8 protein-coding genes are annotated in these 12,328 nt (G+C 61.9%); 2 read left to right on the plus strand and 6 right to left on the minus strand.

The features are described 5' to 3' along the window. Positions 1-402: 402 nt before the first annotated feature. Positions 403-2,820, plus strand: coding sequence for a glucose/quinate/shikimate family membrane-bound PQQ-dependent dehydrogenase (locus AC07SU_RS17730; RefSeq protein WP_494997755.1), 2,418 nt, complete (start codon positions 403-405; stop codon positions 2,818-2,820). Positions 2,821-3,074: 254 nt separating this feature from the next. Here AC07SU_RS17730 and AC07SU_RS17735 read toward each other — a convergent pair whose 3' ends face one another. From AC07SU_RS17735 to AC07SU_RS17750, 4 genes are read right to left on the minus strand one after another with little or no spacing between them, the layout of a single operon-like run. Continuing rightward, positions 3,075-3,494, minus strand: a complete 420-nt coding sequence (locus AC07SU_RS17735; RefSeq protein WP_494997756.1) for a group I truncated hemoglobin — start codon at positions 3,492-3,494, stop codon at positions 3,075-3,077. Continuing rightward, positions 3,494-4,357 (minus strand): DUF3034 family protein, encoded by an 864-nt coding sequence (locus tag AC07SU_RS17740; protein WP_494997757.1) that lies wholly within the window; start codon positions 4,355-4,357, stop codon positions 3,494-3,496. Before AC07SU_RS17740 ends, AC07SU_RS17735 begins: the two co-directional genes overlap by 1 nt. Before the next feature lie 5 nt (positions 4,358-4,362). Then, the gene (locus AC07SU_RS17745) at positions 4,363-6,711 is read right to left on the minus strand and encodes a putative bifunctional diguanylate cyclase/phosphodiesterase (RefSeq protein ID WP_494997758.1); all 2,349 of its coding nucleotides are present in this window, start codon (positions 6,709-6,711) and stop codon (positions 4,363-4,365) included. Beyond that, entirely contained in the window at positions 6,695-7,378 is a 684-nt protein-coding gene (locus AC07SU_RS17750; RefSeq protein WP_494997759.1) for a methylamine utilization protein, read from the minus strand. The genes AC07SU_RS17745 and AC07SU_RS17750 overlap by 17 nt, the downstream gene beginning before the upstream one ends. On the opposite strand from AC07SU_RS17750, the gene AC07SU_RS17755 reads away from it, so the two are divergent. Beyond that, the gene (locus AC07SU_RS17755) at positions 7,377-7,550 is read left to right on the plus strand and encodes a hypothetical protein (RefSeq protein WP_494997760.1); all 174 of its coding nucleotides are present in this window, start codon (positions 7,377-7,379) and stop codon (positions 7,548-7,550) included. The two genes, AC07SU_RS17750 and AC07SU_RS17755, sit on opposite strands and share 2 nt — an antisense overlap. A 57-nt stretch (positions 7,551-7,607) precedes the next feature. Here the strand turns inward: AC07SU_RS17755 and AC07SU_RS17760 are convergent, their stop codons facing one another. Both AC07SU_RS17760 and AC07SU_RS17765 read right to left on the minus strand, forming a co-directional pair. Continuing rightward, positions 7,608-8,831 carry a putative porin gene (locus tag AC07SU_RS17760; RefSeq protein WP_494997761.1) on the minus strand — a complete coding sequence of 408 codons (1,224 nt, stop codon included), beginning with the start codon at positions 8,829-8,831 and terminating at the stop codon, positions 7,608-7,610. A gap of 408 nt (positions 8,832-9,239) precedes the next feature. Continuing rightward, positions 9,240-11,576, minus strand: coding sequence for a putative bifunctional diguanylate cyclase/phosphodiesterase (locus AC07SU_RS17765; RefSeq protein ID WP_494997762.1), 2,337 nt, complete (start codon positions 11,574-11,576; stop codon positions 9,240-9,242). Positions 11,577-12,328: the final 752 nt, after the last annotated feature.

Genomic DNA, 12,328 nt, shown 5'->3' on the forward strand with positions numbered 1-12,328 from the left:
CCCCCCCCCCCCCCCCCCCCCCCCCCCCCCCCCCCCCCCCCCCCCCCCCCCCGCTCCTACAGGTTTTGTGGCGTCTTTTGCAGCGACGTTCTGTCACTGTTACCAAATCTGAAATGATGCATCTTGCGATTAGCCCTTTCTCTGCGGGCCCTCTCCCTTTATCCTTGCCCGCAACAAACTGAAACGTTTCATCTCCCGGTCGACCCCATCTTGCCGATTATTCCTACTCGTAAAGACAGCGCTGTCTTACACCCCGCTGCGCCTGGGGATAAATCGCCCGCCTGTGGATAACCCCCGCTGTCCCCAGAAAAACCGAATTAACGCTGAACCAAGCCCGCGCCGAATCGTCATCTACAGTGAAGCACGGGGTTACATAATTCCAACGTCACGGAGAAACACACTATGAGCACTGATGGTGCCTCGAGCCCAAGTCGCCTGCTGCCCAGGCTGCTAGGCGTCTTGCTGCTGATCATGGGCCTGGCCTTGCTGGCGGGCGGTGTCAAGCTGAGCATGCTCGGCGGGTCGCTTTACTACCTGCTGGCCGGTCTCGGCATCGCCCTCACCGGCCTTTTGCTGCTGGCCACCCACCGCGCTGCGCTGGGCTTGTACGCGCTGGTGCTGTTCGCCAGCACCGTGTGGGCACTGTGGGAAGTCGGCCTGGACTGGTGGCAGTTGGTGCCGCGCCTGGCCCTGCTGTTCGCCTTGGGCATCGTCATGCTGCTGCCGTGGTTCCGCCGTCCGTTGCTGCGCACCCAAGCTGCGCCACTGGGCACCGGCGCGCTGAGCATCGCCGTGGTATTGGCCGGTGCGACCGCCCTGGCCAGCCAATTCACCAACCCGGGTGAAATGGTCAAGACCGGCCAACTGGACCGCGACGCTGTGCCTGGCATGGCCAGCGCGGCACCGACCCAGGCCGATGGCGACTGGAACTCCTACGGCCGTTCGGCCCATGGTGATCGTTACTCGCCACTGGCGCAGATCACCCCGCAAAACGTCGGCAAGCTGGTGCCAGCCTGGACCTACCGCACCGGCGACATCCCGGGCCCTAACGACCCGGGCGAGACCACGGCGGAAAACACTCCGCTGAAAGTCAACGGCATGCTCTACGTGTGCACCCCGCACAGCCAAGTGATTGCCCTGGACCCGGACACCGGCAAGGAAATCTGGCGTTTCGACCCGAAGATCACCACCCAGGGTGCACAGAACTTCAAAGGTTGGGCGCACATGACCTGCCGTGGCGTGTCGTATCACGATGACGCGGCCTACGCCTCCGAGCAGAGCCCTACCGGTTCGGCAAGCACCACGCCTGTCAGCGCCGTGTGCCCGAAACGCATCTTCGTGCCGACAGCCGACACCCGTTTGATCGCCCTGGACGCCGACACCGGCAAGATGTGCGAAGACTTTGGTGACAAAGGCCAGGTCGACCTGCGTGCCAACATTGGCAGCTTCGCCCCAGGCGGTTACTACTCCACGTCGCCACCGGCCGTGACCAAGAACCTGGTGGTGATCGGCGGCCACGTGACCGACAACGTTTCCACCGACGAGCCAAGCGGCGTGATCCGCGCGTTCGACGTGCACACCGGCAAGCTGGTGTGGAACTGGGACAGTGGCAACCCGGACGACACCACCCCGTTGGCCGAGGGCAAGACCTACACCCGCAACTCGCCGAACATGTGGTCCATGTTCGCCGTGGATGAAAAACTCGGCACGCTGTACCTGCCGATGGGCAACCAGATGCCCGACCAATACGGTGGCGACCGTACCCCGGACTCCGAGAAGTACAGCGCCGGCCTCACCGCCCTGGACATCGACACCGGTCATGTGAAATGGACCTTCCAGTTCACCCACCACGACCTGTGGGACATGGACGTGGGCGGCCAGCCAACCCTGATCGACATCAAGACCGCTGACGGCGTCAAGCAAGCAGTCATGGCGTCGACCAAGCAAGGCAGCATCTACGTGCTGGACCGTACCAACGGCCAACCGGTGGTGCCGATCAACGAAATCCCTGTACCGCAAGGCGCAGTGGCCGGCGATCACACCTCCCCGACCCAACCGAAGTCCGACCTGAATTTCATGCCGCCGCCCCTGAAGGAACGCGACATGTGGGGTGTGACCCCGTTCGACCAACTGATCTGCCGAATCGACTTCAAGTCGATGCGCTACGACGGCCCGTTCACACCGCCGTCGCTGCAAGGTTCGATCGTTTACCCAGGTAACTTCGGCGTGTTCGACTGGGGCGGTATTTCCGTCGACCCGGTTCGCCAGATCGCATTCGTGAACCCGAGCTACATGGCGTTCAAATCGAAACTGATCCCGGCCGCCGACATCGCCAAGCAAGGTCCTCGCGTCAGCGAAACCGAAGGCGTGCAGCCGAACAAAGGCGCGCCGTATGGTGTGATCCTCGAAGCGCTGCTGTCGCCGATGGGCCTGCCGTGCCAGGCACCGGCCTGGGGTTATGTGGCGGCGGTCGACCTGACCACTCACAAAACCATCTGGATGCACAAGAACGGCACCGTGCGTGACAGCTCGCCGGTTCCGATCCCGCTGACCATGGGCGTGCCTAGCCTGGGCGGTACGTTCACCACCGCCGGTGGCGTGGCGTTCCTCAGCGGCACCCTGGACCAGTACCTGCGTGCCTATGACGTGAAAAACGGCAAGCAACTGTGGGAAGGCCGCCTGCCTGCAGGCGCACAAACCACCCCGATGACCTACACCGGCAAGGACGGCAAGCAATACGTGCTGGTCATGGCCGGCGGTCACGGCTCCCTGGGCACCAAGCAGGGTGACTACGTGATGGCGTTCAAACTGCCGGATTAAGCTTCGCTGGCGGTAACACAAAGGCGGCTACCTGATGAAGGTAGCCGCCTTTTTTCATGCCAAAAATCGCCGGCAAGCCGGCTCCTACAGAATCTGCGGGGGACCAACAATCGATCACTCACACCACGGTCTGTAGGAGCCGGCTTGCCGGCGATTGCGGTGTATCAGATACAGATGCAATTACTGACACAACGCTATCGCAGGCAAGCCAGCTCCCACACAAGCCAGTTCCCACAGTTGAGCATCATGTGGGATCAGTGGTCGATCACGTCGCCGCGCATCGGGGCCAGGCGTGCAATGAGGCGGTTCTGCACGGGCACCGAAATCCCTTCGCTGTCCATCGCCTTGATCAGGTCTTCGACCAACGCATTGAAATCACTGCGGCTCACATGCTGCCCCTTGTGACTCTCGGCCATGCTGTCGCCGGTATAGGTGCACGGCCCGCCCGCCTCGACGCAGAATTGCTCGATCAGCTTGTTGCGAAGGCGCTGGATGTCGATGCGCCGAAAGCGCTCGACGATGCGCTCATCACGGGCGATGTTGAGCAACATGCCTTCGACAATCCGGGTAATGCCGGGCATGGCGCCGAGGTCGCGATAAAGGCTGTCATCCTTCGGTGGCTGTTGCGCACAAGCACTGAGCAGCAGCACAAACAGCGCGGGTAAAAAGCGCATCAAAAACTCCCCTGCACAGACAGGTAGGTGCCGTTCTGGTTATCCAGCGTGGCGATCTCCTCCAGGCGTGCATACGCCAGCACAAACGACACATGCTTGTTGGGGAAGTAGCCGACAAACACATCCGCCCAATCACTTTCATCGGCAAACGACAGGTTGTCCGGCTTCTGGCGATACTCCACGCCGAGTGCCCAGCGCGGGTTGAACAGCAGCGCCACCGAGCCCTCCTTGAGCAGGCTGCGACTGTCGCGCCGGTCGCCACCAAACCCGAGCAGGCCGGTTTCATTGGCGCGGCTGTAGCGCAGGCTGCCATTGACCAGCACGTTGTAGCCAAAGGCCGCGCCCATGAACAAGCGGCTGGCGGCCAGGTAGCCATCGACGTCGCTGTCGCGCTTGGCGCCCACCAGGCTTGGGATATCGAAATTGGTCTGGTGCTTGTATTCCAGGCCCAACGAAACCTGCGGCAGCTCGTCATAAATCACATCGCCAAACAGGCGCACCTTGAGGCCGAGCACGTCCTGACCCAGGTGGTCTTCAGGCAAGTTGAGCGCGTGCACCAAGGTGCCCAGGTCAAAGCGCTGGCGCGCAAAAGACACTTCGACACGGTTGTCATAAGCCAGCGCCAACCCGGCCACATCCAGCCGATAGTCCGGCAGGTTGACGGTGGTAGCAAACGCAGTGGCGCCCCACTCGTTCTTTTCGCCGTAACCGGTGAGCACCGCCCACGGCGTGATCCCACCACCCGCCGCGCCTTCAATGCTGCTGGCGCCACCGGTGGCGATCAAACGGCCGTTGTCGGCCCAGGCTGTTTGCAAGGCCAGTGCACCCAGGCAACCGATCAGAAGAGAAAATCGCACCGTCATGCCACTCAATGAACCAGGGAGGTTTGCGCACTGAGCGGCAACGCCACCCAGGCTTCAAAAGCATCGGCACTCAATGGCCGGCTGATCAGATACCCCTGGGCCGTGTCGCACTGCCAACGCTCCAGCAGACGCAAGCTATGGGCGTACTCGACGCCCTCGGCCACCACTTTAAGGCCCAGGTTATGGCTCATCTCGATGGTGGAACGCACGATCACCGCGTCCTCACTGGTTTCATCAAGGTTGCGCACAAAGGATTGGTCGATCTTCAACTCTTGCACCGGCAGGCGCTTGAGGTGCGCCAGCGACGAGTAGCCGGTGCCGAAGTCATCCACCGACAGACTGATGCCGCAATCGCGCAGCAGGTGCAGGACTTTCAGGGCCTTTTCCGGCTCGCGCATCACCGCACTTTCGGTGATCTCGAACAGCAGTTGCTCGGCCGGCAGGCCGTAGCGGCGCAACAACCCCGAGACGCGATGAGCCAGCTCATCACCGAGCAAATCATCCGCCGAGATATTCAACGACAGTTGCAAGTACAGCCCACGGCGGTTCCATTCGCACAGTTGGCGAATGCCCTCTTCGATCACCCATTGGGTCAGCAATTGAATGCTGCCCGAGCGTTCGGCCAGGGGGATGAATTCGGCCGGCGAAACCATGCCGAACTGTGGATGCTGCCAACGCAACAACGCTTCGGCCTGGCGCACGTGGCCCTGGCGAATGTCGAGCTTGGGCTGGTAATGCAGCAGCAACTGCCCCTGGTTGGGCGCATGACGCAGGTCGCGAATCAGGGTGATCTGGCGCCGGTGCGCCAGGTCGCGGCCCTGCTCGTAGATCTGCAGGCGGCCGGGCATCTGGGCGGCGTCTTTCATTGCAATCGCCGCCCGCTCCAGCAAGGTAGGCGCACTTTCGCCATCGGCCGGATAGGCCGCGATACCCAGGCGGCAATCCAGTGCCAAGTCATGGCCGTTGATGCGCTGGGGCCGCAGCAGCAACTGTTGCAGCTTGTCGGCCATGCCCACCGCTTCCTCGCTGCCCGCCCCTTCCAGCAACAACAAAAACTCATCGGCAATCAAGTGCGCCAAGGTATCGCCGGGGCGCAGTATGGCTTGCAGACGTCGGCTGACATCCAACAACAGCTGGTCCACCGCGTCAGGTCCCGCCGCTTCGCTGGCTGCCCGCAGGTTGTCGATGCCCAGGTAAATCAACGCCATCGGTCGCTGCGTGGAAATCGCGCTGCCCAGGCGCTCCATGGCCAACGCGCGGTTGGGCAAGCCGGTGAGGCGATCATGCAAGGCGTTGTGGGCCAATTGCTGTTCGCGCTCGGCGATCCCGCTTTGCATCGAATTAACCGCCAGGGCCAGGCGCCCCAACTCGTCGCTGCGCTCGAGGTTCACCGGCGTCTGGTAGTCGCCCTGGCCGATACGCTCGGCCGCAAGGGCCAAGGCCTGCACCGGGCGCGACACACCCCGCGCCAACAACAAGGCGCCGATCAGCGAGGCGATCAGTGCGACCAGGGCAATGCCGAGAATCTTTTCATCCAGTGGTACAAAGGCCTGCATTGCCGCATCCAGCGGGCTCTGCAACAAGGCCAATACCTGGCCGTCGTCATCGCTGGCCAGCACCAGCGACTGGCTGAGAAAGCTGTGCTCCAGGTGTTCGGTGGTGGCCACGCCGCGCCGCGTGGCATCCCCCAACATCAGGTTGACGATGCTGCCCTGCAAGCCCTGGGGCTGAGTGCTGACCAGTTGACCCGGCTGCTGTCGATCGATGGTCAGGAACGACACTTCCAGGTTGCTCAGCGAACGCAGTTCCTGGGCAAACGCACTGTCCATGCTGAAGCCCATCACCACCCGCGCAATCGGCAGCGGCGCCAGCACCGGCGCTTCCACCAGCAGATGCGGCTTGCCCTGCAACGGCACCATCAGCATGGCCTGGCGATTACGCCGCGCCTCGCGCAATGCCTGGTCGTAGCGGAAGGCCGAGCCTTCGGGCACTTCGTCGAGGGTGCTGGCGAGGACTTTGCCGTCCATGCCGAGCAGGATCATGTCGCTGGCATTGATACGCTTGCCATGGTTGAGCAGCACCGAGCGCATGGTCGCCGAATCACCGCTGGCCACGGCATCGCGGAAACCGAAATCCGCCGCCAGCAGTTGCACGCCATCGGCCAGGCGGCGGCCGCGCACCTCCAGCAAGCGTTCGAACACCCGCGAGCCTACCTCCAACTGAGCCATGGCCTGGCCGCGCACCGCAGAACTCGTCGCCGCTTTCACGCTGAAGTACAGCGCCCCGATCACCACCAGCAACAGCAGGATCAGGACACTGGCGACCCGCGCCTGGAAGCTACTGCGCAGTTTCACGGGCGGCTCGATTGAAGGCATCGCCAAACGCCGTTGGCGCGGGCGCGCTCGGCAGATCGGACGGACGCGGTTCGAGGGCCAGCCGCACCTCGTGGCGCAGGCCGGTAGCCAGCACATTCAGCGTGCCGCCATCGAGGGGCTGCATATCGGCCAGTTGCGGGTGCCACAGCGTGACGTGGTATGCCCCCGCCGGCAGCCCGTCGAGGCTCACGTGACCAGCGGCATCGCTCACACCGAAGCGTGGGTCGTCGGTGACGTAGACGTAACCGAGCATCCAGTCGTGGATGTTGCAGCCGAGCACCACCACACCGGGTTTATCGAACAGCAACGGGTCAGCGGGCGTGCCTTCATACAGGCGCAGCTCAAAGCGCTTGGCGGTGGAAAACGAGTAGACCTGATGGCGGATGTTGTCGCTGTTGGGGAAGCGAATCTGCGTGCCGGTGTGCACCGCCAGCACGTGGGGCGCGAACTGCTGGCCGCGTTGGTCCATGTCGGCCTTGAGTGCACCGGCCGCTGCGCCCACCGGGCCTTGCAGGGTCACCACTGCATCGTTGATCGGCGTGCCATCGGCTTGGCGGACAGAGACCTCAAGCGTCGCCGCAACGGCCACGATCTGTACCGAGAGCAACACGGCCCCAAGGGAAAACTGCTGGAAAATCCTGGCCATGCAAGGTCCGCGCGAAATAAGGAGAAAGGGCGGCCTGCCTTGGCACGGAAACGGGACAACGGGCGTCACGGCGCAGATGATGCCGCAAATAAGGCCAATTGCCATCATTGAATTCACAGCGAAACCTGACCGTTGGTCGGCAAAAACCTATGCAATCGGTCAGGCGCTGTAGAGGTTATCGACCCGGCTCAAAAAAGCTGTAGTCGACATCGGGACTTTGTAGGAGGGGTTAGAAGTAATAGCCGATATTCACGTTGGTGCGGAAGTACCACTCATTGCTGCCCGATGATGTCGTCGAGGTCCAGCCGGTGCCGTTTTCCGCGCCGCCGTAGGGGTTGGCGTTCTTGCCCCAGGTGAGGTCCAGCCAGGTGATGATCGGCCCCGCCATCAGCTTCACACCCAGGGTATCCATCTGCGAGCTGTTCCATTGCGCCTGGTCTTTGTGCAGCACGCTGTAGTCGTTGTAGAACTTGACGCTCTTGACCTTGCCCAGCTGCGGCGTGTCCACGGTGTAGCCGATGTTCAGCAACCCGACATCGCCCTTGGCCGCCACCAGGTAGGCCGGGCTTGCGGCGTTGGCGCCCATCAACACACTGGCGTCGCTCACGCCGTCGGGGTTCTGCAGGTTGTACTGGTAGCGGATCCCCATCAACTGGGCGCTCCAGGGCCCCTTGCTCAAGGTGGTGTGAGCGGCTGCAGCCCAGTAGGTCCCGTTGCGGTCGGTGGTGCCGTTGTAGACTTGGGAGCCAGCCAGCGACACGCCGAATTCATTCTTCCAGCCATCGCTGCCCCACGACCGCGCCAGGCGCAGGTCGAGCTGGTTGCGCTTTTCATTGTCCTGCCCGTGCAGGCTGGCCAGTGCGTTGTCCTTGAGGTCGCTGTAGGTGCCGACTTCCGGGGTGTAGCGCCGGTCGGCCGGAATCATCCGTGGAAAGAAGGCCGCCTGCAGGTTCCAGTCGCCCAGCGGGTGACTGTATTTCAGGCCCGGCGCCGCGCTGTCGGCATAGCCCAGGAAGTACGGGATATGAAAGGTCCAGCCGTTTTCCGGGTAGGGGTAAATGCCAAACGGCTTGTAGACGATGCCCAGTTGCACGTCATCGCCGTCCTGGAATTTGTAGCCCACCAGGGCGTGCTCGATGGAACGCCGGTTGCGGTCCTGGAAGGTGTAGCCGCCGTCCAGGTAAAACTGGTCCCACTTGCCCTTGACCTCGAAGCGGGCAATGTCGAACAGCAAGCGCGCCGGGTCATTGCTGCTGGTTTTCCAGTCTTCGTAGCGATGGTTGAGCCGAATCGAGCCGCCAAAATCCAGGGCCCTGGCCCCGTCGTCACTGGCCCAACTCAGGTGCCCGAACGGCTTGGGCGACGGGTTGTCGTCCGCCGCCAGCAACGCAGTGCAAAACACAGTGGCACTCACCAGCAACATCAGGCGCACAGGCCATTCAACTCGTGACATAGCGGTTTTCTCCGGGCGATAGAGCGCCTTAAAGGTGGGCAGCAGAGCGCCTACCCTTGGCATGAAAGGGTTATGGATAAGGGATGTACCGCCTGCGAGCGTCCTGCGTTCTTGCGGCACAACTATATGGCGTACACGCTGTTTTAATAAGCGTGTTCCGTCATCGGCGTGTTGTGCAAAGGGTGAGCCAAGTAAGATTAACTTTTGTTTATTTATAATAAATTTATAATTTTCAAACAGTTATAGAAATTATCAAAAATAAACCAAATTATTTCAGTGCAACCGCAAGTAACACAATGAAGCGCTTACGCTCTATTTGCACCTCAAACAGGCCACCACCACGAAAAACGCCCGAAGCAGCGCATCGGGCGTTTTGAGATGGCTATTGCGGGAGGATGAAACGATTTTCTAGATGGGTACCCGTTCGCGGCGCATCCACATTTCGAACGCCATGGCATTCAATGGCCGGCTGATCAGGTAACCCTGGGCGGTGTCGCACTTCCACTGTTTGAGCAGCTTCAGGCTGGGTTCGAACTCGACGCCTTCGGCCACCACCTTGAGTCCCAGGTTGTGGCTCATTTCGATGGTGGAACGCACGATCACCCCGTCGCCGGTGGTGCTGTCGAGGTTGCGCACAAAGGACTGATCGATCTTCAACTCCTGCACCGGCAGACGCTGCAATTGTGCGAGGGATGAGTAGCCGGTGCCGAAGTCATCCACCGACAAGCTGATGCCGCAACCACGCAGTTGCTCAAGCACGCTGAGGGCCTGTTGCGGGTTATGCATGATGGCGCTTTCGGTGATCTCGAAAATCAGTTGCTGGGCCATGACGCCGTACTGCATGAGCAGCGCAGTGACACGAATCGCCAGGTCATCGTCGGCCAGGTCATCCACCGAGATATTCACCGACAGCTGGATATGCATGCCTCGCTGCCCCCACTCGGCGATCTGCCGGATGGCTTCTTCGATCACCCACTGGGTCAGGCTGCGCATGCTGCCGGTGCGTTCGGCCAGGGGGATGAATTCGGCGGGCGACACCAGGCCCAGCGTGGGGTGTTGCCAGCGCAGCAGGGCTTCGGCCTGGCGCACATGGCCGTGCTTCAAATCGAGCTTGGGCTGGTAGCACAGGTAGAGCTCACCCTCGAGGGCGGCGCGGCGCAGGTCACGAATCAAGGTGATCTGGCGCTGGTGCGCGAGGTCGCGGTCTTGTTGATAAATCTGCAAATAGCCGGGCAAGGTCGCCGCATCATGCCGGGCGATGGCGGCGCGGCTGATCAACTCTTCCACCTGCCGACCATCGGCTGGGTACGCGGCGATGCCAATGCTCACTTCATGGCGCAACTCATCATTGCCGATGCGCTGGGGCTCGGTGAGCAACCCGTAAAGGCGGTCGGCGCGGGCCACGGCGCGGTCGATCTCGGTGTTTTCCAGCAGCAGCAAAAACTCGCTGCCGGCAATGCGCGCGGCGGTGTCACTGGCCAACAGGCTCATGGACAGACAACGGCTGGCCTCGCGCAACATCTCTTCCACGCCCTGGGGGCCGAAGCCTTCGTTGATCACGCGGTAGTTTTCAATGCCCAGGTACAGCAACACCACCGGGCGGCCCGCGCTGATCGCACTGCCCAGGCGCTCCATGGCCAGGGCGCGGTTCGGCAAGCCGGTCAGCGGGTCATGCAGGGCGTTGTGCGCCAATTGCCGCTCGCGCACGGCGATACCACTTTGCATAGCGTTGAAGGCCCGGGCGAGCAGGCCGAATTCATCATGGCTGCGCACCCGCACCGGCGTGCGGTAGTCACCGGCGCCAATGCGCTCGGCCGCGTCCACCAAGGCGTTGAGCGGGCGCGAGACACGCCGCGCCAAAAACAGTGCCCCGGCCAAGGACACCAACAGCACCGCCAGCGCTATGCCCAGGAATTGCCGGTCCAGCGGCGCAAAGGACTCCAGCGCGTGGTCCAGCGGACTTTGCAGCAGCACCCGCACTTCGTCGCCATCGCCAGTGTTGGCCAGGGGCAGCACCTGGCTGAGCACGCGCTGCCCGTAAAACAGGTTGATCTGCGGCTCGGGGTACAGGTGCGCATCGCGCAAAGTGCTGATGATGGTGGCCTGGTAAGCATCAGGCTGGGTACTGAACAACGGGCCGGGACGACCGTCCTGCACACTGAGGAACGACACTTCCAGGTTGCTCATGGAGCGCAGTTCGCTGGCGAACAGCTTGTCCATGGGAAAGCCCATGATCACCCGGGCGATGGGCATCGGGTCGAGCACTTCGTCCTGCACCAGCAAGTACGGGCGGCCATCCATGGCCACGATCAACATTTGCAGGCCACTGCGCCGCGCCTTGCGCAACGCGTCTTCATAGGGGAACGCATCGCCGCGTGTGAGCATCGGCAAGGTGCTGACCACCACTTTGCCGTCGAGGCCCAACACGAACACTTCGCTGGAGCGGATACCGGTGCCATGCCGACGCAGCGCCGCGAGAATCGGCACGGTCTTGCCCTCGGCCACGGCTTGTTTGAAAGGCCCATCGACGGTAAGCCAATCGAGCCCGTATTGCAGGCGACGGCCGCGCAGGTCCAGCAGGCGTTCGAACACCTGGCTGCCGGTTTTCAATTGGACTTGGGCCTGGTTCTCGACGGCGCGGCCGGTGGCGGCCTTGACTGCGAAGTAAGTGGCCGCAACCACTACCAGCAGCAACAGCGCCAGCACCCCGGCAATGCGGGTTTGGAACGTGTGGCGCCACCTCATTGCAGTGCCCTCTGGCAGCGTTCGCTTGACTCTGCCACTACGTCCCTTTGTCATAGGCCTCCCTGGCGACTGCTGACCTGGCGTCAAAAAAACATCCATTTGAATTGGATATTTGGTTTGAGCAGATTAGCTGGGACTTGGGTTAAGTGCACCCAATAAAACCGGGGAATGTAGTGGCGGTTTTTTGGCGACAAGGGGTTGGCTGGGGGTGAGTACATATCCGTTATTTGGGTAACGGCGGCTTATGGTTCCGCCGTTACGGCGGGTCACTTTGGAAAAGAGCCCCAAAGTAACCAAAGGGCTCTTGCCCCAACACTCGGCACCTCGCCTAGGCTCGGTGTGCCCGTAATCCGACAGGTATTTGGGGGGCCGCCTAAGATCAAAATCAGACGCGGCGGCCTTAGAGCCGACCGGTAGCGTTTGCCGACCGCATTCCCCTGTAGGAGCCGGCTTGCCGGCGATGGTCGTCAACGATGACGCAAAAAAATCAGGCAGAACGCGGAGCCCCACTGTGGGAGCTGGCTTGCCTGCGATGGCATCGATTGGGTGTGCCTGATGTACCGAGGTGTTTGCATCGCAGGCAAGCCAGCTCCCACAGTTGATCCGGGCCGACATTTAGATACCGGTCGGCTACTAGGCCGCCGTGCTTTTGATTTTGATCTTAGGCGCCCCGTTAAACACGCTGGCCGAACGCAGGCTTGAATCCGTGGGTAACCCGGCAGGACGCCGGGTTAGCCGTCCTGGGCCAGGGA

This window comes from Pseudomonas sp. GW821-FHT05H12 (genome assembly GCF_059419385.1).